The sequence below is a fragment of the Hymenobacter sp. HSC-4F20 genome, assembly GCF_019599275.1.
Classification (GTDB): Bacteria; Bacteroidota; Bacteroidia; order Cytophagales; family Hymenobacteraceae; genus Hymenobacter.
Genome location: NZ_JAHZTD010000001.1, coordinates 42,588 through 68,196, shown reverse-complemented (window position 1 = coordinate 68,196; position 25,609 = coordinate 42,588). Strand labels below are relative to the sequence as shown.

Genomic DNA, 25,609 nt, shown 5'->3' with positions numbered 1-25,609 from the left:
CTAGCGCCTAACGGGCCCGCTTGCCACTACGCCGCTAAGCTGAACCATAAGCTTCCCAACTTTGTAAACTTACTGCCGAGGTAGTGGTATAACATTTCGGATAGTCTGCCTTGTTTACATACAGCCGCGCTTTTTTGCCGGAGTATTGGCGCGTAGCTTTGTTGTTGTTCCGGCCTGCGTACGCGCCACTTTTACCTGCCCATCCCAACCATGCCTGTTCCTGCTTTCCCGGTTAACTACCAGAAACTTTTCCACTCTCTACCCGACAGCTTCCTGCTTATTGCGCCGGATGAGGCCGCGACCATCGTGGACAACACAAACAGCCACGTTGGAGTGTCCATGAAAAGCCGGGAGGAAGCCGTGGGTAAACCTTTCTTTGAAGCCTACCCTTCTTCCGACGAGGAATCTGCCAACATCATCCGCGAATCGCACGAGCATGTGCGGCGCCATCACCAGCCGCACACCATGCCCCTGATTCGCTACGACCTGGAGCGGCCCACAGAGCAGGGCGGCGGCCTGGAGGAGCGTTACTGGGAGGCCACCCACTATCCCGTTCTGGACGAAAACGGGACCCTGGAGTTTATTCTGCAGCGCACCCAGGACGTGACGGAGCGCCACCGCGCCGAGCAGCTGCGCCTGCAGGTGCAACGTGAGCTGGCCGAGCAGCAGGAGCGCACCCGCTTTATTCTGGAGTCCTTACCCGTGATGGTGTGGACCAACCTACCCACGGGCGAAACCGACTATTTCAACCCGCGCTGGCTGGAGTTTACCGGCCGCTCCCTGGCCGAAAGCATTGGGCTAGGCTGGGTGGCCGATATTCACCCCGACGACGTGGCGGCCACTACCCACCTCTGGGACCAGGCCCGCGCGCAGGGCTCGGAGCTGCAGCTGGAGTACCGCCTGCGCCGCCACGATGGGCACTACCGCTGGGTGCTGGTACGGGCCGTACCGCGCCGCAATGCGGAGGGCGAAGTAACCATGTGGGTAGGCTGCGGCACCGACATTCACGACCAGAAGCTGATGGTGCAGGAGCTGCTGGAGCAGAACGAGCAGCAGGCCCTCCTTTCTGACCAAGCTTACCAGGCTTTCCAGGAGGTGCAGCGCCAGCGCGAAACGTTCTTCAATTTGTTTATGCAGACGCCCGCTCTCATCTGCATTCTGCGCGGCCCGGAGCATCGCTTCGAGTTTGTGAACCCGCCCTACCAGCGCCTGTTCCCCAACCGCCAGCTGGTGGGCCAAACGGTGGCCGAAGCCCTGCCCGAAGTTATTGACCAAGGCTTCCTGAATCTGCTGGACGGCGTGTATAGTACCGGCCAGACCTTTGTGGGCAATGAAGTGCAAATCGACCTTGACCACGATGGCAACGGACGGCTGCAGCGCAGCTACCTCAACTTCACGTATCAGCTCTTCGAAGAACAAGGTCAGAAAGCCGGCATTACCGTTTTCGCCTACGATGTCACGAGCCTGGTACAGGCCCGGCAGGCGCTAGAAAATGCTGGTCGCTAATGCCCTTTTCCTTTTTCTCCTTCTTAGTACATCCCGTCCGTTATGGAGTTAACTAACCTCGATTTTCAGCAGGCCCGCATCAAGCAGGTGCTGTTTAAGTCGCGGCTGCGCTCCGTGCTCTACGGCGTGCGGGAACCCGACCCCGACATGTTCTCCTTACCGCTTAACCCGCTGGGAGAATGGCTCAATACGGTGGTGAAGCCCCGCTACGGCTCGGCACTACCCGTACAGCGCCTGGAGCAGGAGCTGGTTCGTATGATTCATACTGGCCGCAGCTTGGTGCAACAGTATCAGCGTGGCGAGCTGGAAGAAGCCCGTGCGGGCCTGGAACGCCTCGACGCCCACGCTGCCCGCATCGAATCTTTGCTGCAGGAGCTGGAGCAAACGCCGGCCGCTGCCTAAACCACGTACAGTTTTCACTTACGATTAGCACCGTTTCGGATCTTGGCCGAAGCGGTGCTAATTTTGTTTTTGCCTACGGGCAGGCAGCGCAGAACGACACTACCTACTACCGCGGCGTATGAGAATACTTCTATTCCTACTCTTACTGGGCAGTACGCTCAGGGGCTTTGGGCAAACACAGCCGCGCTCTATCTTTCTACAGATTCTGACTCCCCACGCAGAACTCTTTCTCTCCGAGTACTCCGATTTAGTCACCTTGCGCCAGCTGATGGCCGATCAGCTGACCTCCATGGGCTACCGCGTAGTACACGACCGGGAGGAGTTTGCCCGATTAGCCGCCACGCGCTACCCCGATTTTCTGTACGCCGATGTGATATGCTCCGCCCCCGGAGGCGGCAAGCCCAACGTAACACTGCTGGTGCGCGACAGCCTCAACAACGTTTGGTATCAGCACACCGAAGACAGAACGGGCCTCTCGCTGGGCGCCACCGCAGGCAGCATCACGGCGGCCCGGCACTTGGTGCGGCTGCTGCCCACTCGGTTTTCGCCGCGCACGCTCATTGGGTCCGTTGAGACGGAGGCGCCCCCTAACTTTTTGACTTTCGGTGAAGTTGGGTTTTTCGCTTATCTGCACCACGCGCTTAGCCAAACGGAGCTGCGGCGCAAGCTAAAGGCGGAAGGCTTGCAGGCCCAGGTACAGATTGACGCGCTGGGGTTTGCCTCGCTGCAGCGCGTTGTGCTGCCTGCCACGCTCACAGACGAGGAAATCGACCTGCTGGAAAGGCTGGTTCTGGCTTCTCCGCGGTGGAGGCCTGCCTATGCTGGGGGCCGGCGCGTGGCCACTACCCTAACCTTTCGCTGGAACCGGCCCTAAGAGAAACTGAATGAATGTGGGCAGCTGCGTAATTTGGACCGATGAAACAACTGCCCCTGCTGCTGGCCGCTGGTATCTTGCTTACCGCCCCGGCTTCTGCTCAAACCGCTGCCCCGGTGCCCAAACCGGTGGCCAAAGCCCTGACCAAAGTAAAGCCCGAGGACATCAAGGCCCATATTCAGTACCTGGCCGATGACCGGCTGCTGGGTCGCAAGCCCGGCACGCCGGGCTACCAGATGGCCGTTGATTACGTAACCAGCCAGCTCAAGCGCTTCGGCGTGGAGCCGGCCGGCGAGGATGGCGGCTTTACCCAGCGGGTGCGGCTGCGGCGCGCTACCACCAAGCCCGGTGCTACCATCACCTATCAGCCCACCGGGGGTAGCCTACCGCTGGCCCCAGCCGAGGTACACCTCTACCCTCACCCCGAGCAGCCCAGTTCTCGCCTCGCGCCCACGGGGCTGGCTTTCGCCGGCTACGGCATCTCGGCCCCCGACCAGGGCTACGACGATTACCAGAGCCTCGACGTGAAGGGCAAGGTAGTGGTGATTGTACGCGGTGCCCCCCGCAGCTTCCCGAGCACAGTCGCCTCGGCCAGCCAGGATCAGACCTTGCTGGTGCAAACGGCCGCCCGCCACGGCGCGGTTGGGGTGCTGTTCGCTTCGGCCCGCCCAGTTCCGGCGGCAGCAATTGCTGCCACCGCCCGGCCCATTACCACTACCAGTGTGCTGGGGGCTGATGGCAAGGTGGCCGCCGCCCGCGGGTTTATCAGCGGCTCGGGGGTAGGCATGACGGGCACCCTGTCGGCGGCCGGGCTGCAGGCACTGCTGCTAAATGCCGCTTCCGATACGGCCACCGTAATGAGCAGCCTCCGCCAGGGGCAACCCGCGCCGGTGGCGCTGCGCGGTACGCTGGCCGCCAGCTGGGAATCGGGCTACCAGGACTTTGAGAGCTACAACGTGGTCGGGAAAATTACCGGCTCCGATGCTACCCTGCGCCAGGAGTACGTGGTACACTCGGCCCACCTCGACCACCTGGGGGTAGGCGCGCCGGTGAAGGGCGACTCCATTTACAACGGGGCCCACGACAATGCCTCCGGGGTGGCCTCGGTGCTGGAAATTGCCCGCCTGTACTCCAACCTCAAGCAAAAGCCCAAGCGCAGCGTGCTGCTGGTACTCCAGACCGGCGAAGAGTTGGGCCTGCTGGGTTCAGCCTACTTTGCGGCCCGTCCCACGGTGCCTAAAACCGCGTTGGTGGCCGATGTAAATACCGATATGCCCACCATTATTGCGCCGCTGCTGTCCGTAGTGCCGCTGGGAGCCCGCCACTCCACGCTGGCCCAGCCAGTAGAGGACGCGGCCCGCTACCTGGGGCTGACGGTGGAAGAAGACCCGGAGCCCGACCAAAACCGCTTCATCCGCTCCGACCAGTACAGCTTCGTGGCGCAGGGCATTCCGGCTCTGCACATCAAGTACGGCAACCGCACCCCCGACGGCAAAAACAACCTCAGCGAGCAGGTACAGAAGTGGCGGGCCCTCACCTACCACAAGCCCCAGGACGACATCAACGGCACCTTCGACTTTGAAGCCGGCAAGAAATACGTGCAGCTGAACTTCCTCATTGGCTACCTGGTAGCCCAGAACCCCCGGCGCCCCACCTGGAACCCCGGCGACTTTTTCGGTCAGCGGTTCGCGCAACAGCCTTAACCTCTGTTTTTCGCGCTTTGCGTTGCACGGCTAGCTACCAGGAAATATTTTTCTGGTAGCTAGCCGTTTGTATTGTACATAAAGAATATACTATAAATTTCCCGACCAGTACGAGCCGCCCGGTCAGGGCTGCCGGGCCACTGGATATTTTCTTTTACCGCTACCTTCTCTTTCTAGCCAATGATTATTTACGGGTACCGCTCTTCTCACCTCCGGACCGAGCCCATTGCGGGCAGTTGCCCGGCCTGTGCCACTCCGGACAGCTTGCACGCCAGCGTATTCGGGCGCTACGCTCATATCTACTGGATTCCGCTGTTTCCTATCGGGAAAACTGGTGGTTCGCAGTGCGGGCACTGCCAGTTTGTGCAGCAGCCCAAAGAAATGGAACCGGGCTTGCGGGAGGCATTCAGCGCCGTGAAGCATAGCGCCCGGGTGCCGTGGTGGCACTTTGCAGGCCTGCTGCTGCTGGTCATTGGTATTGGCTGGGCGCTGGTGCAGAACAGCGACGCGCAGCAGGCCAGCCAGCAGTTTATTACCGCGCCCCACAAGGGCGACCTTTACCACGTGCGGACGGAAAACGGGCGCTACTCGCTGCTGAAGGTGCAGGAAGCGGCCGGCAACAGCGTAAAACTGCTGCCCAACACTTACGAAATGGACCAGAACTCCGGCCTGGACGAGTTGAACAAGCCGGAGAACTTCGACACGGTAGCTCTGGAGCTTACCCGCTATGAGCTTAAGCTCATGCTCGATAAAGACCAGATTGTGAAGGTAGAGCGCCCTGACGCTGCCAAGTAGCTGTGGCCGGAAAGCCAAGCAAGGCCCTCGGTACGGATAACGGGGGCCTGCTTGTTAAAAGCGGCCCCAGGTGGCCAGAGCCTGCCGGTGCTCGGTGCTAATTTGGCGCAGGATGGCGGAGTCGGGCCCAGAGCCGGCGGTAATGGCAGTGCCCTGTTCGCGGGCGTACGGGTTTTGCAGCTCCGCTACCCGGTGCAGCTTCCGGAAGTGGGCACCCAGGGTTGGGTCGGGCTCGTCATCGATAAGGAGGATGTGCTGCCAGCGGCGAGCCGCGGAATCCGGAAACCAGAACAGGTAGCTGCCATTGAAGCTGTGAGCCGGCGGCAGCGCACGGTGGCGGTTGTAGTAGTTGATGGCCCCGGCCTGCCCGTAGTTGGCCGCGAGAATGAGTGTTTGGGCACGGGTGGCGGCAGGTAGCGCCTGGTAGGCCCGCCAGGTTTTATCGGCTAGTTCCTGCCAGCCCAGCATGTCAGCAAAATCCTGGGGGAGCGGGTGGTCCTGGCCGTCTTCCCAGCGCAGCGCCCCCGTGCCGCGGTAGCGCCGGCCCACTTCCACCATTCGGGCCGGCGAGTTGACGGTGAACAGCACGGGTAGCACCGGCAGGCTAATGAGCACCGGTAGCGCCAGCAGGGCGGGCCGCAGCCGCCGGCCCGCGCGGGGCCAGCGGCTTAGCTGGCTTTCCCACCACACGGCCCCGGCCGCAAACAAGATGGGGTAATACCCGAGGGCGTAGTAGCTTTTGCCGTGCAGCAGGGTCAGAATCAGCAGTCCGCCGCAGTACACTAGGCCCACTACCCGGTAGGTCCGCAGCGCCCGGCCCGCGAGCAGGGCCCCCAGCCCCGGCACCCACACCCACAGCGCCGGCAGGCACGTCAGCAGCTGGTCCTGCCAGAAATCGGCCGGCGAGACGTGTACCAGCTGAGTATCGTGCAGTTCCTGCATGTGGTGTCGGAACGGGATGCCGTGCCCTAGCTGCCAGAGCAGGTTGGGCAGCCACAGCCCCAGGGCCAGCGCGGCGCTCAGCCACAGGGCCCGCGTGACAAACACCCGCCGCAATGGCGTGGCAAGCAGGGCCGCGCCCAGGGCCGCAATAAAAAACAGGGCTGAATACTTGTTCAGCAGCGCCAGGCCCAGCCCTACCCCTAGCACGTAGAGGTAGCGGGGCAACGGCCGCTGCTGATAGCGCACCAGCTGGTAGCAGGCCAGGGTGAAGGCGAAGACCTCGAACGAGTTGGGCTGGAACAGAAAGTTAAGGCGGGCAAAGCCGCTGACCAGGTAGCAAACACCCGCCAACAGCACGGCCCAGGTGCCCCCGCCCAGCCGTTGGGCAGCCCGGGCCACCAAGTACACCGTCAGGCTACCCCACAGAATAGGCCAGAACTTCACCCAAAACCAGCTGCCGCCCAGGGCCAGGGTAATCCAGCTTTGCAGGGCCGTGAGCGGGGGCACTTCCAGGTAGCCCCAGGCCAGGTGCTGGCCGTAGTTGAGGTAGAGGTATTCGTCGCGGTGCAGCTCGTAGGCTTGGCTGGCCAGGCCGTAGCTGGTCAGGGCTTTGAGCAGGGCAAGCAGAAACGCAAGGAGCCGGGAAGGTTTCACAGCTCAATATACATAAAGCAATATATAACAGCCTCTCCTTGGTGGCGGGGTCTCCGCCACACGTGAGCAGGCCGCTATAACTCCTCGGGCAACCGAATGCCTTCCAGATAGTCGTGCAGGCCGGCGGGATGCAGGAAGAGGTGAATGAAGAGAATATGCTCTTCTCCCCACGGGCACCACTCCTCGGCGTAAAAGTCGGCGGCAGCAAACAGGCGCAGGCGGAAGCTATCCTGGCGCCGCTCAGCCAGCAGGTGACCGTGGCGGCGCAGGTGCTCGGCCTGCCGGTGCATGTGCAATCGTTTAAACTCGGCGTATTTCATCAGCAGCACCAAAACCCCAAGATACAACAGCCGGGTTCCAATGGCGAAAAGCGAAGAGGGTGATGTAGTGAGGCACTTGGAGAAACAGGAGCCTGGTGCCTGCCGCACCTTCTTTGCCCAAGTTCTAGTACACGGGTAGGCCCCTGGCGTTCAGCGTGGCCCTTTGGGTAGCTCTTTCGCAGAGGTTCTCCTGCGTGCAAGTCGTCATCATCACGGCAGCCCACTATATCACGAAGAACTCGTTACACCACCATTTTCCCATCTTCGCGGCATGAAGACAATTCGCTTTCCGCATCCGCTGGTACTGTTGGTGGGGTTTATTCTGCTGGCCTGTCTGCTGAGCTACGTGCTGCCGGCCGGCATATTTGAGCGCCACACCGATGCAGCTACCGGCCGCGCGGTAGTGGTAGCCGGCTCTTACTACCGGGTAGCCCCTACCCCCGTTAGTCCTCTGCAAGCCCTGGTAGATATTCCGAAGGGCCTGGTAGATGCGGCCTCCGTGATTTTCCTGGTGTTTCTGGCCGGCGGGGCCTTTACCGTGGTTGACCTCACGGGCGCCCTACGCCGGGGCGTGGACTGGCTACTGGTGAAGTTTCAGGGCCGCGAGGCCCTCGTGATTCCCATTATTTCGGTGCTGTTTGCTACCATGGGTGCCCTGGAAAACATGCAGGAGGAGATTGTGCCCCTGGTACCGGTGCTGCTGATTTTGATGCGCCGCATCGGCTACCCCACCGTTACGGCCGCGGCGGTCAGCATCGGCTCGGCGGCGGTGGGCGCGGCGTTTAGCCCCCTGAACCCCTTTCAGGTGGGCATTGCCCAGAAGCTGGCTCAATTGCCGCTGCTCTCGGGCGGGGGCTTCCGCTTGGTGTTTCTGCTGCTGGCCCTCGCCATCTGGATTGTGGGCACCGTACGCTACGCCCTGCGCCACCGCGTGCAACCTGAAATGATTGCAGCAACAGCAGTGGAAAGCAGCAGCCTTCCCAGGAGTATCGGTGGCTTACTGTTGGCAGCTAGCGCTTTGCTACTGTACTACTTGTTAAAGCCTTATTTCACTATTTCACTCTTGCGCACTGATTTCGACCTGGTTACTGCAGCAGCTTTTACTCTAACTCTTCTTATGGGCCTTTACATTCTGATGCGAAGAGTGAGCCGAGAAGCCTTTGTACTGCTGCTTTTATTCATCGGCTTTGGCTTCTTTGCCTACGGGGTGCTGGAACTAGGGTGGGAGTTTGAGCAGATGGCGGCCTTGTTCTTTACTCTGGGGGTAGTGGCCGGCCTGGTGGGCGGGCTGGGCCTGACGGGCACCGCCGAGGGCTTTATTGCCGGCTTCCGCGACATTGCCTTTTCCGCCCTGCTCATTGGCTTTGCCCGGGCCATCTTCGTGGTGCTGGAGCAGGGGCAGATTGTGGACACCATTGTCAACAGCCTCTCGGCGCCGCTGGCCGGGTTGCCCGCCTGGACGGCCGCCCTGGGCATGATGGGCGTGCACACGGCCCTGCACCTGCCCGTGCCCAGCGTCAGCGGCCAAGCCGTACTGACCATGCCCCTGCTGGTTCCCCTCTCCGACCTCATTGGCCTCTCCCGCCAAGTAACGGTGCTGGCTTACCAGTACGGCGCCGGGCTCTGCGAGCTGATAACGCCCACCAACGGCGCCCTTATGGCTATTGTAGCAGCCTGCGGCGTGCGCTTTGATGAGTGGTGGAAGTTTGCCTTTCCCCTATACCTGAGCCTGCTGGCCCTGGCTGCGGCAGCCATTATTACCGGCATTGCCGTGAAACTCTAGGCGGGGTAGTGGCGAAACGGTACCTGATAAGCTTGCCAGAAAAAAGCCTGTCATACTGAGCAGCACAGAGAACGTGCATATTCCTTCACTGCTTCACAGCTCCATCCTCAGGCCAGGCGCAGTTCCTCGGCTTCGAAGATGCGCTTTAGCTTGCGCTTTTTTTCCACAATTTGGAAGCGGGCCTTGTCGGCGGCTTCGTCCCAGAACACGTCGGAGATAAGGCCGCGGTGCGCGGAGCGGCCCGCCTCGGGGGCTGCTTCCTCTACCACATCGCCGAAGCTGAACGGGGGCTTGACGTACAGCTCTTTAAACAATTCGCGGCTGACTTTAAACTGCTGCTCATCGTAGCGCAGCAAAATCCAGTCGTCGGTTTCGTCAATCTTCTCGAAGACTTTGCCCAGCGGCTCCAGCCACTCAAAGGAGCGGCGGTTGGCCGGGTGCACGTAGCTGAAGCCGTACTCCGGAGTCCAGGAGTAGAGGCCATACACAACGGGTTTAGGACGGGGCACGGAGTAAAAACGTAGGAGTACAACAACTTACCCGGCAACGCCCAGCCGTACAACAACCGGCCGCGGCAGCGCCAACCGGACCGCCTGAACCAGCCTGTACTACCGGGCTAACCGAATTTATACGGAGGCAATTTCCTTCTTTTCGGTATAACTACCGCACTGGCCTCTTCGTTCAGCAGGGCTTACACGCTTACGCGCCCGAGTGTCCTTTTCCGGAAACTGGTGGCCGGAAGCCGCGCAACCTTGAATATGAAAAAGGAAGACATCCATCTCGGCGACTGGCAACGGATTTTGTTTGGGGATGCGCCCGCCGCGTTTACAGTGGAAGTGCTGGTGCGCACCCTGCTTATCTACGTCATCTTTCTGCTGATTATGCGCCTGATGGGCAAGCGCATGAACGCCCAGCTCACCATCACGGAGCTGGCCGTAATGGTTTCGCTCGGGGCCATCGTGTCAGTGCCCATGCAGATTCCGAACCGGGGGCTGCTGCCGGCAGTAGTACTGCTGCTGGTGGTGCTGTTTTTCCAGCGCGGCCTCAACTGGCTGGCCCTCAAGAAACGCAAAACCGAGGTGCTGCTGCAGGGCGACGTGACGCTGCTGGCCAAGAACGGGGTACTGCAAGTGGAGCAGCTGCGGGCCGAAAGTGTGTCGCATGAGCAGCTTTACGCCCAGCTGCGGGCTAAGAAAATCACCCACCTCGGGGAAGTGAAGCGGGTGTACATGGAGGCCGACGGCTCGTTCAGCGTTTTCCGGCAGGACCCACCCCAACCCGGCCTGAGCGTACTGCCGGAGCAGGACCAGAAGCTGCGCGACTCTCAGAGCCAGCCAGCCTCCGCGCCGCAGGTCTGTAACTACTGCGGCCATCTGGCTACCCCCTCCGACCACTCCGGCCGCCGCTGCCCTACCTGCGGACACGAAGACTGGGTAGCAGCCGTCTGCTAGCTCTGCGCCCGTGGCGCCTTCCGTTTTGCCGCTTCTGCGCAACCAGGTAGCCGCCTGGTTTTTCACCGTTGCCATGTCTTGATTTGTGTGTTATGAAGCCTGAAGAATTTCACTTGTTTGAGCCCCTGCGGATGCTGCTAGGCGAGGTACCCTGGAGCTTTCTGCTGGAAACGCTGCTGCGAGGCGTTGTTCTCTACGCCGTGCTGCTGCTCGCCATGCGCCTGATGGGCAAGCGCATGGGCGCCCAGCTCAGTCGCAACGAAATGGCCGCGCTGGTGTCGCTGGCCGCGGCCATCGGCGTATCCATTCAGGCGCCCGATCGGGGCCTGGCTCCCCCCGTGTGCGTGGCTATCCTTATTGTGCTGGGCCAGCGGCTGATTGCCCGCCAAGCGTTTCGCAGCAAGAAGTTTGAGCAGGCTTCCCAGGATGACCTGGGCATTATAGTGGAAGACGGCTGTCTGAACCTCGATAAAATGGAGGAGGTAGTACTGCCCCAGGAGCGGATTTTTGCGCAGCTACGGTCGGAAGGCATCGACCAGCTAGGCCAGGTAAAACGGCTGTACATGGAAGCCAACGGCGACTTCACGCTTCTACCCCAGGACCCGCCCCAGCCCGGCATCACCCTCATTCCAGACTGGGATGAGGAGTACATTGCTCAGCAGCCGAAAGCCCCGGGCACCTTTGCCTGCCTGCGCTGCGGTAACCTAGCCCGGAATACCCCTGTCAAGCCCACTCAACCCTGCTCCCGCTGCCAGCAAAACCGCTGGACCCAGGCCGTCACCTCGGCTCCGGCTTAAGCGCCTATACCGCGCCGGGCGGTGCTTCCGCCGCACCAGGCAGTCTTTCTTGCGGAGCCCTGCGGCCTGGCCGCGGCTGGGAAGCAGCCGGCTGCTCCGGTACGTTGGCTGACTACGGTCAGTGCTTGGCAGCTAGAGTTAGCGTTGGGCCGGCGCATACTCTGAGCGGCCGAGTCCAGGCTGCTCTAGCCGAAGCGGCTGCCGCTTCTTTACTGGCAACCCCTAATGAACTTCTTCACCTTCAGGCCATTACTCTTCTGCTTATAACCTAACGGTAGCGCAGGCAGTATGAGCGGTTGTTGAGCTTCCCGGCTCATTCTTTTCGACAACCTATGCCTGAAACTGATTCTCTCTCCGCCCCCGTGCTGCAAGCCGGCATGGGCGCCCTGCCGCACGAGCAAGGCACCACTTTTCGCGTCTGGGCTCCTGCGGCCACGGCCGTAGCCCTGGTAGGCCCCTTCAACGAATGGGACGCTACTACCCACCCGCTCACCCACGAAGCCGATGGCTACTGGGTCGCCGATTTCGCTGACCTGACGCCCGGCACTGAGTACAAATTTCACCTGACTACCCCCAGCGGCACGCTGCAGCGCAACGACCCCTACGCCCGCGAAGTCACCCACTCGGCCGGGAACTCCGTGGTGCCAGACCCCACCTTCGACTGGGAAGACGATGCGTTTCAGATGCCCGCCTGGAACGAGCTGGTGATTTATGAGCTGCACGTGGGTACTTTTCATGCCCCCGACCCTACCCGACCTGGCACCTTTTATGATGCCATCGAAAAGCTGGATTACTTAATGGACTTGGGCATCAACGCCGTGGAGATTATGCCGGCCACGGAGTTTCCCGGCAGCCTCTCCTGGGGCTACAACCCGGCCCACCCCTTCGCCATTGAAACCGATTACGGCGGAGCTGTGGCCTTCAAGGAATTCATCAAGGCAGCCCACTGCCGCGGCATTGCCGTAATTCTGGACGTAGTCTACAACCACTTTGGCCCCGGCGACCTGGACCTGTGGCAGTTTGACGGCTGGAGTGAAAACGACGGGGGCGGCATCTACTTCTACAACGACTGGCGCGCCGAAACCCCCTGGGGCCACAACCGCCCCGACTACGGCCGCGACGCCGTGCGCCGCTACATCCGCGACAATGCCTTGATGTGGCTGGAAGAATACCGCGTGGATGGCCTGCGCTGCGACGCCATTGCCCACATCCGCAACGTGGATGGCACCACCGACGCCTCCCGCGACCTGCCCGAGGGCTGGAGCCTGATGCGCTGGATTAACGAGGAAATCCGCTCAACCATGCCCTGGAAAATCACTATTGCCGAAGACCTGCTGGGCAATGAGTACATCACCCGGGCCCCGGAGGAAGACGGACAGGGCTTCTCGGCTCAGTGGGATGCCGGCTTTGTATACCCCGTACGCGACGCCCTGACTACCCCCGAGGATGCCGACCGGAACATGGAAGCCGTGGCCGAGGCCGTGCGGAAGGTCTACAACGGCGACGCTTTCCAGCGGGTTATTTACACTGAGTCGCATGATGAGGTAGCCAACGGCAAAGCCCGCGTGACCGAGGAAATCATGCCCGGCAACGCCGCCTCCTGGTACCCGAAAAAACGCTCAACCCTGGGTGCGGCACTGGTGTTCACGGCCCCCGGCATCCCCATGATTTTCCAGGGCCAGACCATGCTGGCCGACGGCTCCTTCTCCGACGATCAGCCCTTGGACTGGAGCCGCGCCGACACCCACGCCGGCCTGGTGCATCTCTACCGCGACCTGATCCGGCTGCGGCGCAACCGCAGCGGCTATACCCGGGGCCTGCTGGGTCAGAGCGTGGAGGTGTTTCACATCAACAACGAAGACAAAATCCTGGCCTACCTCCGCCGCGACCAGGGCGGCCCCGGCGACACTACCCTCGTGCTCTGCAACTTCGCCGACCGTAGCCACCCGGCCTACACCATTGGGCTGCCCCGCGCCGGGGCGTGGCGCGTGCGCTTCAACTCCGATTGGGAGGGCTACGACCAAGAGTTCGGCAACTTTGAAAGCGTGGATACCGAGGCCGAGGAGGGCGTTTATGACGACCAACCCTTCCACGGTTCCTTTGGGCTGGCTCCGTACTCCGTGCTAATTATTTCGCAGGAGCCCGACTAGCGGCCCGGGTCTGTGGCCAAATAGCTGCCGTGGGGTTTCGCCACCTGATGTGCCCGCCGGGGCATATTGCGGGGCGAAACCCCACATTTTTTTTCCTCCCCCGTAGGAATACACTAGCCAAACACGGCCAGAAACCTATCTTGCCCTCTCTCGCCCAATTCCCACTCTATGCAAGCCCCACTTCCTACTCCTGAACCTATTGCCCCGGACGCCCTGCTGGTGGAAGTCGCCTGGGAAGTCTGCAATCAGGTTGGTGGCATTTACACCGTTATCCGCAGCAAAGTGCCCGCCACCGTGCAAGGCTGGGACGACCGATACTGCCTGCTGGGGCCGTATTTCGCTCAGCAAGCCCAGGGGGAGTTCGAGCCCTACGACGACCAGCAGCTGGCCGCCCTTACGGACCCGTTTGCCGGTGCCGTACGCCAGATGCGCCAGCAGGGCTACGACGTGTGCATGGGCATCTGGCTCGTGACGGGCCGGCCCCGCGTGGTGTTGATTAACCCTTACCAAGCCTATCCGCGGTTGGGACAGATCAAATCTGACCTCTGGCACCACCACCACATTCCTACCCCCGATAACGACGACCTACTGCATCAGGTAGTGGCTTTCGGCGACCTGGCCAAAACATTTCTGGAGATTCTGGCTGCCGAGGTAGTGCCGCCCAAACGCCTGGTAGCCCACTTCCACGAGTGGATGACGGGGGTAGCTATTCCGGCCCTGCGCCGCGACCAGGTACCCCTGCACCTGGTGTTTACCACCCATGCCACCCTGCTGGGCCGCTACCTGGCCATGAACGACCCCAACTTCTACGACCACCTCATGCAGGTGGAGTGGCAGGCGGAGGCGCGCCACTTCAACATTGAGCCGGCCGTGACCATGGAACGCGCTGCCGCCCACGGTGCCCACGTGTTCACGACGGTTAGTGAGCTGACAGTCCGGGAGTGCATTTACCTGCTGGACCGGATTCCGGACGCGGTGCTGCCCAACGGCCTCAACATCGAGCGGTTTGTGGCCCTGCACGAGTTCCAGAACCTGCACCAGCAGTACAAGACCAAGATTCACGAGTTCGTGATGGCGCACTTTTTCCAGAGCTATTCTTTTGATCTGGATAACACGCTGTACCTGTTCACGAGCGGCCGCTACGAGTACCACAATAAGGGCTTCGACCTGACTTTGGAAGCCCTGGCCCGCCTGAACTACCGCCTGCAGCAGAGCGGCCTGGAGGGCACCGTGGTGATGTTCTTTATCACCAAGCGGCCCTTCACCAGCATCAACCCCCAGATTCTGCAGAGTCGTGCTATTCTGGATGAGGTGCAGGCTACCTGCGAGGCCATTGAGCGCCAGGTAGGCGAACGGCTGTTCTACGCCGCCTCCGCCAGCACCGACCACCGCCTGCCCGACCTGGATGCCTTGGTGGACGATTACTGGAAGCTGCGCTACCGCCGCACCCTGCAAAGCTGGAAAACCACGGCCCTACCTTCCGTCATCACCCACAACCTGGTGGATGACCAGAACGACGACATCCTGAACTTCGTGCGCCGGGCCAACTTGGTTAATAACCGCCACGACCGGGTGAAAATCGTGTACCACCCGGATTTTGTGTCGCCGACCTCGCCCCTGTTCGGCATGGAGTACGGGCAGTTCGTGCGGGGCTGCCACCTGGGTATTTTCCCGAGCTACTACGAGCCCTGGGGCTATACCCCGCTGGAATGTGTGGCCCGGGGCGTGCCGGCCATTACCTCTGACCTCTCCGGCTTCGGCGACTACGTAATGCAAACCGTACCTCAGCACGAGGACAAAGGCATTTTTGTGGTACAGCGCCAGGAAAAAAGCTTCGACGAAGCCGCCGAGGAGCTAACCAACATGCTCTGGCAGTTCGTACAGCTCAACCGCCGCGAGCGAATCATGCAGCGTAACAACGTGGAAAGCTCCGCTGAGCTGTTCGACTGGAAAAACCTGCGCGTGCACTATGACCGGGCCTACCAACTGGCCCTGGAACGGCAGTAGTGTCCAGGCGTATTACTGCCGTAAGCTAGTGCGGGCCGGCATGAAAAGGTGGGCGGCCCTGTTAGGCCTGCTGCTAGCCGGCGCGGGCGCAGCCTGGGCCCAGGAATTCTGGCTGGAGCCGGCCCGATTTTTTGTCGGGCCCGGGGCGGCCGTGTACCTGCGCCGCCTGACGGGGCCAGAGTTTCGGGGGCAGCGGTGGTTGGGCAAGAGTAGCCGGGTAGCGGGGCTGGTGCACTATGCTCCGGGCGCGCCGCCCGCCAACTTGCTTCCCCAGGCTACCGCCGCCGATACCCTAGCCACTACCCTTACGCTTCGGCAGCCGGGTACCCACCTGGTGGCTCTGGCTACTACCAACGCCTTTGTAACCCTGCCGGCCCCGGAATTTACTGCTTACCTGCGGGCGGCAGGCCTGGAGTACGCCCTGGCCCAGCGTCAGCAGCACGGCGAAACAGAAAAACCAGGTCGCGAGGCCTACCGCCGGTGCGCCAAAACCCTCCTGCACGTGGGCCCGCTGCTGGGCCCGGATACGGCCCGGGCCTGGGCCCGCGTAGTGGGCCACCCCTTGGAGCTGGTGCCGGAGCAGAATCCGGTTCGGCTGCCAGCGGGCAGCAGCCTGACGGTGCGCGTGCTGGCAGAGGGCCGGCCGGTAGCCGGGCAGTTGGTGCGCGTATGGCGGCGCGGTACTACCGCGCCAGCCCTGCTGGGCACATTTCGCAGTAACCAAAACGGCCGGGTGCTGTTTCGTATATCGGGGTCGGGTGAGTACCTTGTCGGCTCAGTGCGGATGGTAGCCGCGCCGGCTGGCCAGGAGGTACCTCAACCCCTTGACTGGCAAAGCACTTGGGCTACCCTGACGTTCGGGGTGAGTGCGCAAAAACAGCCTTAGTGCAGCTCAACCGCAGTTTTCAAGTCCTTTATCATCGGTTCACGCCCCAATAGTTTTTTTGTTACCTTCGCAACTCCCATAACCACCGAACGACCTGCGGTATGAAGTACTCAATAGATAAAAAAGAGACCTACACGATTATCACGATTGACGAGAAAAAGCTCGACACGACCGTCGCGCCGGATCTGAAATCGGAGTTCGTGAAGCTGAATGCCGAGGGCATTAACAACCTGATTCTGGACCTGAATAACGTGAAGTACACTGACTCGTCCGGGCTCAGCTCTATTCTGATTGCCAACCGCTTGTGCAATTCTACCGGGGGGTTGTTGGTACTGACAGGCCTGCAGGACCACGTCATGAAACTTATCACTATTTCCAAGCTGGAGTCGGTGCTGCACATTCTGCCTACCGTGGAAGAAGGCATCGACCGGATATTTCTACACGCCATTGAGCGGGACCTGACCAGCAAAGAATAGATTTTTTGTAGCTATTGGCTGTTGGCTGTTAGCTGTTAGTTTTCGGGCTAACGGCTACTAGCCAGCAGCTTTTCATTTACGGCAGCCGGTAGCTCGTCTGGGCTACCTCCCGCTGTTATTCTTTCATTAACCCGGCTGATAGCCAGCAGCTGATAGCCAATAGCTGATTTTGGAGTTCGAGCTGAAAATACTGGGAAGCGCCTCGGCCACGCCGTTTCTGGACCGTCACCACACGGCGCAGGTCCTGACCGTGGGTAACACGCAATATCTCATTGATTGTGGCGAAGGCACCCAGCACCGCCTGATGGAGTACAAAATCAGGCACCAGCGCATCCATACTATCTTTATCAGCCACTTGCACGGCGACCATTTTTTCGGGCTTTTCGGCCTGCTGGGCACCATGCATCTTAACGGCCGCACCGAGCCGCTCCGCCTCTTCGGCCCACCCGGCCTCGATGAAGTGCTGACCATGCAGTTTCGGCACTCCTTCACGCACCTAAGCTTCGAGCTGGAGTTCACCCCCGTGGATACTACCCAGCACCAGCTGGTGTTTGAGGATAAAAACGTGACGGTGCATACGCTGCCCATGCGCCACCGCATTCCGTGCTGCGGTTATTTGTTCCGGGAGAAGCCTAAGCGCCGGCGGCTCCTGCCAGAGCTCTTGCCCACAGGCCTTACCCCGCATCAGCTTCACGCTCTTACCTTGGGCGAGGACGTAGTAGACGCCCACGGCGAGCTGCTGGTGCGCAACCCCGACGTTACCACAGAGCCCCGGCATGCGCGCAGCTACGCCTTTTGCTCCGACACGCTTTACACCGAAAGCCTGGCAGACCTGATTCGGGGCGTCGATTTGCTTTATCACGAAGCTACATTTCTGGATGAGCTACGCGACCGGGCCCTGGTAACCCACCACTCCACGGCCCGCCAGGCGGGACTACTTGCCCGTCGGGCTCAGGTGCATCGCCTGCTCATCGGCCACTTCTCCAGCCGCTACCGTGACTTAGCGCCGCTACTAGCCGAAGCCAAAACCATGTTCGAGTGGACTGAACTGGCCGTAGAGGGTCTTTCGGCGAGCATTGCGGAGTAGTCTAGGTCCGGGCCCTCACTATTGTATTTGTTGCCGGCAGCCTCACTGGTTGCGGCGCCCTTTCTGGCTTGTATGGCGCAGTCGTTTACGCACAAAAAACAGCAGCTTTACCTTGTGCTCAGCGGTATTTTTATCGTGAATGCGCTGCTGGCCGAAATTATTGGCGTCAAGATTTTTTCAGTTGATGCCCTGCTGGGGTTGCCGGGTAACCTGACGGCGGGCGTCATCATCTGGCCCGTGGTGTTCATCACTACCGATATCATCAACGAGTACTTTGGCCGGGCGGGCGTACTGCGCATAAGCTTCCTGACGGTAGGGCTGATTTTATATGCGTTTCTCGTGATTCTGGCCACTACCAAGCTGCCCCCGGCTCAGTTCTGGCTTGATGTCAACAGCAAAGACGCAGCCGGCCGGCCGTTCAACATTGAGTTTGCCTACCAAAGCATTTTCCGCCAAGGACTCGGCATTATTATCGGCTCGATTACGGCCTTTATCATCGGGCAGCTACTGGATGCCTCGGTGTTTCAGTGGCTGCGGCGGGTAGCGGGCGGGCGCTACGTGTGGCTGCGCGCCACCGGCTCCACGCTCATTTCCCAGCTCGTCGATTCCTTTGTGGTCTTGTTCGTGGCCTTCTACGTGTTCGGCAACTGGACCTTTGACCAAGTGCTGAGCGTAGCAAACACCAACTACTGGTATAAATTCGCGGCGGCCATTCTGCTCACGCCCCTGCTCTATCTGGCCCACTACCTCATTGATCGGTATTTGGGTAAGGATGAAACCGTGGAGCTGCAGCAGGAAGCCGCGGCTGATGTTAGCGTATAGATTAAATTCATGAAAGAGGCATTTTGTATTCTTCTGCTTAGCGTAGGATTATTTGTCAAAGCACATGCTCAACGCTTCCAGCCCGGCACCTTTACCCTCACCGACGGCACCACCGGTAAAGGAATGCTTTCCTATAAAGAAGCTGGGGCGTGGGGACCGGCCAAATTGATTGTTAAAAGCGAAAGTGGCTCGATAAAATATGAGCCGGACCGCGTTCAGGAATTTCAACTGGCCGGACATGCGTACGTCCGGGAAGATAACTTCCCCTTTAAGGCGGTTTTTGACCGTCGGCGCCCCGATCCTGTCTTTTTGGAAGTAGTCGAGAAGGGGCCTGTTGAGCTTTACGCCTACCATTATACTTTTCAGGCCGGTAATTACGTCAGCTATGTTGTGCTGCCGGTTCTGCGTCGGCAAGGCACCTCCGCGTATGTGGTGCTGAATGTAGAGAAGGCGCCCTCGTTGCCTAAAGAAACCCGCGACCCGGAGTCGGTGGCTGCTTTGTTTGAGCAGGACCCTGAGCTGCAATACCGTTGCCGAAGTGGCAACGTCACTCCCGAAAATATTGTCAACTACGTGCATTCTTACAACGCGGGCCTGAAGCTCCCGGGTGGTATGAAAGCAACTCAATAACCCGCACATGTCCCGCATTCTCACCGGCATTCAGAGCACGGGCCGCCCCCACCTGGGCAACCTGCTCGGCGCCATTCTCCCGGCCATTGCGCTTTCGCAGCAAAGCGCCAACGAGTCGTTGCTGTTTATTGCCGATTTGCACTCGCTCACGACCGTGCGCGACGCCGAAACGTTGCGCCAGAATACCTACGCGGTAGCGGCAGCCTGGCTGGCCTGCGGCTTCGATACCGAGAAAAACCTGTTCTACCGCCAGTCGGATGTGCCGCAGGTGACGGAGCTGACGTGGTATTTGTCGTGCTTCACGCCCTACCCCATGCTGGCGAATGCCCACTCGTTCAAGGATAAGAGCAACCGTCTCGCCGACGTGAATGCGGGCCTGTTTACCTACCCCGTGCTCATGGCTGCCGATATTCTGCTCTATGATGCGGAGTTCGTACCCGTGGGCAAAGACCAGATCCAGCACCTGGAAATTACGCGCGACATTGCCTCGGCCTTCAACAACCGCTACGGCGAAACCTTTGTGCTACCCCAGGCCCGCGTGGATGAGCAGCTAATGACCATTCCGGGCCTCGATGGGCAGAAGATGAGCAAGAGCTACGGCAACATCATCGACATCTTCGTGGATGACAAAGCCCTACTCAAAACCATCCGCAGCATTGTGTCGGACAGCACTCCGCTGGAAGAGCCCAAAAATCCCGAAACGGATACCACCTTCAAGCTATACTCGTTGCTGGCTTCACCGGCCGAGGTAGAGGAAATGCGTCAGAACTACTTGCGCGGGGGCTACGGCTACGGCCACGCCAAGCAGGCACTGTTTGAGGTTATCCGCACCCGGTTTGCACAGGAACGGGAACAGTTCAACTTCTACATGAACAACCTGCCCGAAATTGACCGGAAGCTGGCCGAAGGCGCCCGCAAGGCCCAGGCGTACGGCTCGCAAGTACTCAACAAGGTGCGCGAGAAGGTTGGGTATCAGGTAAAGTAGCCCGGTCGCAAATTTCCTGCTGACGCGCTTCGACTGCGCTTTACAGAGCTACCTCTCTTATAGCAGCAAAGCCTCTACTTCCGCAATGAAAGTAGAGGCTTTGCTGCTATAAGAGAGGTAGCACATTGCCAGCTTTCTTCTCACCTGGTTAGCTTACCAGGTGAGAAAAAAGCTGCTGCTCAGTACGCCAGCCCCTCGATAGTCATGGCCTTCTGCTCGTTAGAGAAGCTGAAGCCCACTTTGCTACCCCGGCTTACCTGCTGATTTTCCAGCTTCTGCTTCACGCTGATTTTCTGAATATCATCCAGCGGGGGGGCAATTAGGTCGTTGTTGACGGCGGCAATCATGGCGCTTTCCACGAAAAGCTTCAGGGCATCTTCCGTTACCGCATTGTCAGACATGTCGTTGTCGGGGAGTTCCAGCTGCTGCACGCCTTCCAGGAAATAGTGCTGATCAATGTTGATGAGCAGACGGCCCACGAGGTAGCCGGGGTCGTTCATGCGCTGGTATTTGATGCTGTCGGCCATGAAGTTGTAGGCCATGATATGCCCGAAAAAGCGGCGGCGGAAATCGTCCTGCACATACTGGGTGGGCATGGGGCCGTAGTCATCGGGGAAGGTGACGATGTTGGAGTGCAGCACAAACACCAGTAGGTCGCCGGAGAAGCGAATGTGAAACTCCATATCGTTTACCGGCCGGTATTCAATAATCACCGTGGAATCAACGGGCGTGATTTTACGGCTGAGCTCTACTACCAGCTCCTGCGACACCTTGCGCAGCAAATCGAAGGTAGCCAGCGTGTTGCGGTAGATGGCCTGCTTAGCCGACGACTTCTGCTTGAGTCCTTCAAAGATCTGGTCGAGACGGTCGGCGGGCGAAGGGGCGGGCTCGCCGGGTGCGTTGGGTGCGTTGCCATCGGTATTGGGCGCACCGCTGGGAGAAACGACCGGGGCGCCGGGCGTACCGTCGTCGGTTTGGGGCGGGGTGGTGAGTGCGGGCGTGGTATGGGGCGTTTCTTCCATGAACATGCTAAAATCAGAGACGAGGACACTAGACGGCACGAAAGTGGGCGAAGGGCTACTCCGCAGACAAGCCGAAAAAGCCCTGTCTACGTAAGTGCCGCCCGAGCTGGTGCACGGAGCCTAAACTCTACCCCGGACCGTAGGCTTCTCCGGCAGGAAGGGGTAGCAACTGCTGCAAACTGTACGCGCAAACGTAAGCTCATGGTTTCGACCCGACTGTTCCTGGGGTCTGACAAGCAGTGCTAGCCAGGGGCAGTATGGTGCGCAGGAGGAGGCAGCACGCTTCCGGCCACCGGCCAGGCACTGCTGCGGAATGCCACGGTGCGCAAGCCCGGGTGCGGAAACGGCGGAGCCGCCGGCAGCAGCATTGGCTGGGCAGCTTCCTGCCGAAGCGCCTCCCCCACCGTCCGAACGGCCCCGGCCGGCACCAGCCGGCGCTCCAGCTCCGCCAGCAGCTCTGCCCCCGATATCTGCGCAATGCGCTGACGCACTAGATTTTCCAGCTCCGTGCGGTGGGCCATCCGGGCAGTATTCGTGCAAAACCGTTCGTCAGTAGCCCATTCTGGTCGTTCCAGCACAACACAGAGCTGCTGAAACTGTCGGTCGGCGCCCACGGCCAGCAACAGGCGCACCCCATCCTGGGCTTGGTACACGGTGCCGTAGGGCACAATGCTCGGGTGGCCGGAGCCCAGGGGCTGGGGGTCGTGGCCGGTTACGAGGTAGGTAGCCGCCTGATTTGCCAGGGAAGCCAAGGCACTGTCCCAGAGCGATACTTCCACTAAGGCGCCGCGGCCGGTTTTTTCGCGCTGGTAGAGGGCCGTGAGCAAGCCGGCCCGCAGCTGGTGGGCCGTCAGCAGATCAATAAGCGCCACCGGCATTTTCTGGGGCTCCTGGCCAGGGCCAGCTGCATTGAGGTGCATGAAACCAGCTTCGGCCTGCAATACGGCATCGTAGCCGGCGCGGTTAGCGTCGGGGCCGTACCCGGTAATGTGGCCGTAAATCAGGCGTGAGTTCAGGGCTGATAGGGTGGCGTAATCTACCCGGAGCTTCTCGGCGTCGCCGGGTTTGTAGCTGGCCAGCACAATATCAGTAGAAGCCGCGAGGCGGTGCACTTCGGCCCGGCCGGTGGGGGTAGTCAGGTCCAGCACCTGGCTGGTTTTGCCCCAGTTGGCGCAACTGAAATAGGCCGAAACAGGGGTATCGGGCGCTTCGGCGGGGGTGCGCCAGGTGCGGGTTACGTCGCCGGTTGGAGCTTCAACTTTCAGCACCTCAGCGCCTAGCTCGGCCAGAAACTGTCCTACCTGCGGGCCGGCCAGCACCGAGGCCAGCTCCAGCACTCGCAGGCCGGTGAGGGGTAGGGATTGGGAAACAGCAGGGGACATAGGGCGCGAAATCACTCCGCAAGATAACCCCGGTCGCGCAGGGCGGGTACGGGGTTCGGCGGGAGCTGCTCCAGCCGGCCGCCGTGCAGCAGGTATACCACGTCGCAGAGGGGTAGCACTTCGGCGTAGCGGTGGTCGGTGAGCAGGATGCCCTTGCGCGCTTTCGTCTGCCGGATAAGGTCGGCCAGCTGTTCAATATGGACGGGCATCACCCCGGTAAACGGCTCATCAAACAAGGAAAAGCAGGTGTGGGCGTGCAGCAGCAACAGGACCTGCACCAGCCGCGCCGTGCCGCCCGACAGTTCGCCCACCGGCCGTGCTAGTTGGGTGAGCAGCTCCGGAAAAGCTGCCAGTGCCTGCCGGGCATCAACCCGAAGCAGGCGCGCTGCCTCGGCGACAGTCAGGCGAGGGGGCAGCAGGGGCACCTGGGGCAAATAGTTCAGCAAGCCCGGCTCCCGGTAGGCCGGCACCACGCGCCGCCGGTTCACCCGCACCGAGGCATCGGCTACGTGGCGCCCCCCGAAAATGGTTTGCAGCAAGGTTGATTTGCCGCAGCCGTTGCGGCCCAGCAGCCCTACCACTTGCCCCGTTTGCACCCGCAGATAGATATCGGAGAGAATGCGCCGCTCCCCGAACTGCACCTGAATTCCGTCGGCCTCCAGCACCCACGATTCTGTTTCCAGCTTAGGCATCACGAAAGAAAGCGGGCGACCAGCAGCACCAGCAACAGCAGGAGCGTATCGGCGGCTATTACGCCACCCCACAGCTGCCGGGGCGAGAGGTGCAGGTTGCGGTAAAACCAGTATTGATGAGGCCGAAACTGCGCCTGCAGATAAATAACGGCCGGAAAGGTGAGCAGCTTCTGGAACAGTAAAGGAGCTACCGGGGGTGGCCAGGTACCGCCGTAGAACCGGGCAGCTACCAGCAGGAGCCCGGAAAGTAGCAGCGTAAAAGGCAGCACAGAGCGGTAGAACAATGCCAGAGCCTTCAGATATAAAACCATCGATAGCGCGAGAAAGGAATACCCGAGCGTAACGCAGCCCTCGGCAGATTATTCTTTCCGCCCCAGTCGCGCAAACACCGGAAACGCTACCGCCCGCTCGCCGGGGCCCCACAGTCGGGTCAGTTCCTCGGCAATGAGCGAAACCGGGTCGTGGCCGTGTTGCTGCTGGTAGTTCACCACGCTCGACCAAGTGCGCAGGTAGTTCAGAAACCACTCTGCCGACCACTGCCGCCGCACCGCGAACCGAGCCTGCTGCACTCCGGCAAACGGGAAGGGTAGGCGGGCGTACTCGTCGTCGATGTGCCAGCGATTTTCATCCCAGTAGGGCCGCATGGTGCCGGCGTAAAACTCCCGGATCAGCGGGTCCAGCTCCGGGCCTACCTGCACCAGCCCGTAGCCCCATTCGGCCACTACCCCACCGGGCCGCAGCAATCGACTTACCTCCTGGTTAAACGCCGCCATATCAAACCAGTGCAGGGCTTGGGCCACGGTTATCAGGTCGAAATAGCTCTCCGGAAAAGGCGTGTGCTCGGCGGCCGACGGTTGGTAGCTGATGTTGGGCCGGGCCGGGGCCTGCGCTAGCTGCGAGGCGCTGAGGTCGGTGGCTTCTACCTGCTGAAAATGCTCGGCCAGCACCAGCGCCACTTGGCCGTTGCCGGTAGCGCAGTCCCAGGCCCGCCCGCGCTGGGGCACTTGCGGCAGCAGCCATTGGTACAGCTCCGCGGGGTAGTCGATGCGGTAGCGGGCGTAGAGCTCAGCTTGGGACGAGAAACGGTCGAGGGTGGGCATCGGGGTCTGGAAGTTTGTGCGTTTGTTTGTGGCCGCCAGCGGCCGGTACTGCTTACGGCTTTTCGGCCGGCACTGCCGTATTGCTACTTCCTACCCTCCTTCCTATGAATAACCCTATCCAAACTGGCCTGCTGGCCTTCGGCATGTCGGGCCGCATTTTTCACGCGCCTTTTATTGCTACCCACCCGGGCTTTCAGCTGCGAGCCGTGGTAGAGCGCAGCCGTAAGCAAGTGGCCGAGTTCTACCCTGGCGTTATCAGCTACGACAGCGTGGCCGAGCTGCTGGCCGACGCGGCCCTGGAGCTGGTCATCATCAACACGCCCAACAACACCCATTTTGAGTTGGCGCGGGAAGCACTGCGCGCCGGCAAGCACGTCCTCATCGAAAAGCCCGTCGCTACCACGGTGGCCGAGCTGGACGAGTTGGTGCAACTGGCTCAGGAGCGCAACCTGCACGTGCTAGCCTACCAGAACCGCCGCTGGGACAGTGACTTTCAGCTAGTACGGCAGGTAGTGGAGAGCCGGCAGCTGGGCCGGATTACCGAAGTGCATTTCCGCTTTGATCGGTACAAGGCTGCCCTCAATACCAAGGTGTTCAAGGAAGACCCCACTACCCCCGGCAGCGGCCTCAGCTACGACCTGGGCCCCCACGTGCTGGACCAGACCCTGAGCTTGTTTGGGCGGCCCGAGCGCGTACACAAAACCCTGAGCTGCCACCGGCCCAAGTCCAGGGTAAACGACTATTTTCACTTCCACCTCGCCTACCCCGGTGGCCTGAACGTGTTCGTGACAGGTAGCTTGCTGACGGCCGCCCCGGTGCCCGCCTACGTGCTGCACGGCACCCAAGGCTCCTTCCAGAAGCAGCGCACCGATGTGCAGGAAACCCAGCTCGACCAAGGCCTGCTGCCAACCGATACCGCCTACGGCCTGGACAGCAGCGAAGGTGAGCTGACCGTAGTAGCCGAAACCGGCGAGAAAACCGTGACCACTCTTGCCGCTCTACGCGGTAACTACCCTGGTTTGTTTGAGGCGGTGTACCAAACGCTGATTAACGGGGCCCCCTACCCCATCCGGATTGAGGAACTGCGCTGGCAATTGGAAATTCTGGCAGGGTAGTGTGAGTTAGTTCATCAGCCAGAATAAC

General features: G+C 60.7%; 25 protein-coding genes. 17 read left to right on the top strand and 8 right to left on the bottom strand.

The window, feature by feature from the left end:
* The first annotated feature begins 210 nt into the window (after nucleotides 1–210).
* From K3G63_RS00300 to K3G63_RS00280, 5 genes are all read left to right on the top strand, one after another.
* Entirely contained in the window at nucleotides 211–1,506 is a 1,296-nt protein-coding gene (locus K3G63_RS00300) for a PAS domain-containing protein (protein WP_220612106.1), read from the top strand.
* A gap of 42 nt (nucleotides 1,507–1,548) precedes the next feature.
* Nucleotides 1,549–1,908 (top strand): hypothetical protein, encoded by a 360-nt coding sequence (locus K3G63_RS00295; RefSeq protein WP_220612105.1) that lies wholly within the window; start codon nucleotides 1,549–1,551, stop codon nucleotides 1,906–1,908.
* A gap of 118 nt (nucleotides 1,909–2,026) precedes the next feature.
* Nucleotides 2,027–2,782, top strand: coding sequence for a hypothetical protein (locus K3G63_RS00290; RefSeq protein WP_220612104.1), 756 nt, complete (start codon nucleotides 2,027–2,029; stop codon nucleotides 2,780–2,782).
* A gap of 41 nt (nucleotides 2,783–2,823) precedes the next feature.
* On the top strand, nucleotides 2,824–4,485 hold the full coding sequence (locus tag K3G63_RS00285; protein ID WP_220612103.1) for a M28 family peptidase: 1,662 nt from the start codon (nucleotides 2,824–2,826) through the stop codon (nucleotides 4,483–4,485).
* A gap of 180 nt (nucleotides 4,486–4,665) precedes the next feature.
* Entirely contained in the window at nucleotides 4,666–5,280 is a 615-nt protein-coding gene (locus K3G63_RS00280) for a hypothetical protein (RefSeq protein WP_220612102.1), read from the top strand.
* Between the two features lie 54 nt (nucleotides 5,281–5,334).
* Here K3G63_RS00280 and K3G63_RS00275 read toward each other — a convergent pair whose 3' ends face one another.
* Both K3G63_RS00275 and K3G63_RS00270 read right to left on the bottom strand, forming a co-directional pair.
* Nucleotides 5,335–6,876, bottom strand: coding sequence for a glycosyltransferase family 39 protein (locus K3G63_RS00275; protein ID WP_220612101.1), 1,542 nt, complete (start codon nucleotides 6,874–6,876; stop codon nucleotides 5,335–5,337).
* A 74-nt stretch (nucleotides 6,877–6,950) separates the two neighbouring features.
* On the bottom strand, nucleotides 6,951–7,196 hold the full coding sequence (locus K3G63_RS00270) for a hypothetical protein (RefSeq protein WP_220612100.1): 246 nt from the start codon (nucleotides 7,194–7,196) through the stop codon (nucleotides 6,951–6,953).
* Between the two features lie 271 nt (nucleotides 7,197–7,467).
* On the opposite strand from K3G63_RS00270, the gene K3G63_RS00265 reads away from it, so the two are divergent.
* Complete coding sequence (locus tag K3G63_RS00265) at nucleotides 7,468–8,979, top strand: YfcC family protein (protein ID WP_220612099.1); 1,512 nt, start codon at nucleotides 7,468–7,470, stop codon at nucleotides 8,977–8,979.
* Nucleotides 8,980–9,086: 107 nt separating this feature from the next.
* On the opposite strand, the gene K3G63_RS00260 is transcribed toward K3G63_RS00265, so the two are convergent.
* A complete protein-coding gene (locus K3G63_RS00260; RefSeq protein WP_220612098.1) occupies nucleotides 9,087–9,488 on the bottom strand; it encodes a DUF6960 family protein in 402 nt (133 codons plus the stop codon).
* A 249-nt stretch (nucleotides 9,489–9,737) separates the two neighbouring features.
* Between K3G63_RS00260 and K3G63_RS00255 the strand changes: the two genes are divergently transcribed.
* The 10 genes from K3G63_RS00255 (at nucleotide 9,738) to trpS (ending at nucleotide 20,270) form a co-directional block, all read left to right on the top strand.
* Nucleotides 9,738–10,430 (top strand): YetF domain-containing protein, encoded by a 693-nt coding sequence (locus tag K3G63_RS00255; RefSeq protein WP_220612097.1) that lies wholly within the window; start codon nucleotides 9,738–9,740, stop codon nucleotides 10,428–10,430.
* Nucleotides 10,431–10,522: 92 nt separating this feature from the next.
* Nucleotides 10,523–11,227, top strand: coding sequence for a DUF421 domain-containing protein (locus K3G63_RS00250; RefSeq protein ID WP_220612096.1), 705 nt, complete (start codon nucleotides 10,523–10,525; stop codon nucleotides 11,225–11,227).
* Between the two features lie 332 nt (nucleotides 11,228–11,559).
* Nucleotides 11,560–13,377 (top strand): alpha-amylase family glycosyl hydrolase, encoded by a 1,818-nt coding sequence (locus tag K3G63_RS00245; protein ID WP_259404220.1) that lies wholly within the window; start codon nucleotides 11,560–11,562, stop codon nucleotides 13,375–13,377.
* A gap of 168 nt (nucleotides 13,378–13,545) precedes the next feature.
* A complete protein-coding gene (locus K3G63_RS00240; protein WP_220612095.1) occupies nucleotides 13,546–15,384 on the top strand; it encodes a glycosyltransferase in 1,839 nt (612 codons plus the stop codon).
* Between the two features lie 40 nt (nucleotides 15,385–15,424).
* On the top strand, nucleotides 15,425–16,270 hold the full coding sequence (locus tag K3G63_RS00235) for a DUF4198 domain-containing protein (protein WP_220612094.1): 846 nt from the start codon (nucleotides 15,425–15,427) through the stop codon (nucleotides 16,268–16,270).
* A gap of 101 nt (nucleotides 16,271–16,371) precedes the next feature.
* On the top strand, nucleotides 16,372–16,746 hold the full coding sequence (locus K3G63_RS00230; RefSeq protein ID WP_220612093.1) for an STAS domain-containing protein: 375 nt from the start codon (nucleotides 16,372–16,374) through the stop codon (nucleotides 16,744–16,746).
* Nucleotides 16,747–16,915: 169 nt separating this feature from the next.
* The gene (locus tag K3G63_RS00225) at nucleotides 16,916–17,833 is read left to right on the top strand and encodes a ribonuclease Z (RefSeq protein ID WP_220612092.1); all 918 of its coding nucleotides are present in this window, start codon (nucleotides 16,916–16,918) and stop codon (nucleotides 17,831–17,833) included.
* Nucleotides 17,834–17,905: 72 nt separating this feature from the next.
* Entirely contained in the window at nucleotides 17,906–18,655 is a 750-nt protein-coding gene (locus tag K3G63_RS00220; protein WP_220612091.1) for a queuosine precursor transporter, read from the top strand.
* A gap of 9 nt (nucleotides 18,656–18,664) precedes the next feature.
* Nucleotides 18,665–19,285, top strand: coding sequence for a hypothetical protein (locus K3G63_RS00215; protein ID WP_220612090.1), 621 nt, complete (start codon nucleotides 18,665–18,667; stop codon nucleotides 19,283–19,285).
* A 7-nt stretch (nucleotides 19,286–19,292) separates the two neighbouring features.
* Complete coding sequence (gene trpS, locus K3G63_RS00210) at nucleotides 19,293–20,270, top strand: tryptophan--tRNA ligase (RefSeq protein ID WP_220612089.1); 978 nt, start codon at nucleotides 19,293–19,295, stop codon at nucleotides 20,268–20,270.
* Nucleotides 20,271–20,449: 179 nt separating this feature from the next.
* On the opposite strand, the gene K3G63_RS00205 is transcribed toward trpS, so the two are convergent.
* The 5 genes from K3G63_RS00205 to K3G63_RS00185 form a co-directional block, all read right to left on the bottom strand.
* Nucleotides 20,450–21,298 carry a hypothetical protein gene (locus K3G63_RS00205; protein WP_259404219.1) on the bottom strand — a complete coding sequence of 283 codons (849 nt, stop codon included), beginning with the start codon at nucleotides 21,296–21,298 and terminating at the stop codon, nucleotides 20,450–20,452.
* 236 nt (nucleotides 21,299–21,534) lie between these two features.
* Nucleotides 21,535–22,674, bottom strand: coding sequence for a CaiB/BaiF CoA-transferase family protein (locus tag K3G63_RS00200; RefSeq protein WP_259404218.1), 1,140 nt, complete (start codon nucleotides 22,672–22,674; stop codon nucleotides 21,535–21,537).
* Between the two features lie 11 nt (nucleotides 22,675–22,685).
* Complete coding sequence (locus K3G63_RS00195) at nucleotides 22,686–23,366, bottom strand: ATP-binding cassette domain-containing protein (RefSeq protein ID WP_220612088.1); 681 nt, start codon at nucleotides 23,364–23,366, stop codon at nucleotides 22,686–22,688.
* Nucleotides 23,366–23,677, bottom strand: a complete 312-nt coding sequence (locus tag K3G63_RS00190) for a hypothetical protein (RefSeq protein WP_220612087.1) — start codon at nucleotides 23,675–23,677, stop codon at nucleotides 23,366–23,368. The genes K3G63_RS00195 and K3G63_RS00190 overlap by 1 nt, the downstream gene beginning before the upstream one ends.
* A 48-nt stretch (nucleotides 23,678–23,725) precedes the next feature.
* Nucleotides 23,726–24,466: a class I SAM-dependent methyltransferase gene (locus tag K3G63_RS00185; protein ID WP_220612086.1), complete on the bottom strand. Its 741-nt coding sequence runs from the start codon at nucleotides 24,464–24,466 to the stop codon at nucleotides 23,726–23,728.
* A gap of 104 nt (nucleotides 24,467–24,570) precedes the next feature.
* Between K3G63_RS00185 and K3G63_RS00180 the strand changes: the two genes are divergently transcribed.
* Nucleotides 24,571–25,581 carry a Gfo/Idh/MocA family oxidoreductase gene (locus K3G63_RS00180; RefSeq protein WP_220612085.1) on the top strand — a complete coding sequence of 337 codons (1,011 nt, stop codon included), beginning with the start codon at nucleotides 24,571–24,573 and terminating at the stop codon, nucleotides 25,579–25,581.
* The last annotated feature ends 28 nt before the right edge of the window (nucleotides 25,582–25,609 follow it).